This window comes from Staphylococcus sp. EG-SA-2 (assembly GCF_017152085.1).
In genome coordinates, this window is the sequence record NZ_JACYHC010000031.1 from 1 (window position 1) to 576 (window position 576).

At 29.9% G+C, this 576-nt stretch carries 1 protein-coding gene; it reads left to right on the forward strand.

Annotated features, from left to right (window positions below):
* Positions 1-437: MutS-related protein (locus IDG60_RS00230; RefSeq protein ID WP_481906066.1), on the forward strand; the 437-nt coding region annotated here is incomplete at its 5' end.
* Between the last annotated feature and the right edge of the window lie 139 nt (positions 438-576).

A 576-nucleotide genomic window follows, 5' to 3' on the forward strand; every position in this document is an offset into this window, starting at 1 on the left:
GAATTGTGTTCACGTCAATGGCAAATGCCGATGATGTGTTATCAGGCGATAGTTATTTTATGGCTGAATTAAAATCTATTAAGCGTATTGTTGAAATTCCAGATAATCAAAAAATATACTGCTTTATAGATGAAATTTTTAAAGGTACCAACACAACTGAACGAATTGCCGCTTCAGAATCAGTACTATCATTTTTACATGAAAAATCTAACTTTAGAGTTATTGCAGCAACACATGATATTGAGTTGGCTGAACTCTTAAAACAACGTTATGAAAATTATCATTTCAATGAGGTAATAGAAAATAATAACATACATTTTGATTACAAAATTAAGCCTGGCAAAGCAAATACACGTAATGCCATCGAATTATTAAAAATCACTTCATTTCCAGCAAAAATATATGAACGAGCAAAAGATAATGTCCCGAAAATTTAGCATTTAACTTTAAATATAAAAACGTCAGCTATCACATGACAGAAGACTATGAACAGTTTCAATAATGTTCATCGTAATCATGTTAATAACTGACGTTTATTTTATTCTGCAGAATACTCTTCTAAATCTATATTGCTGT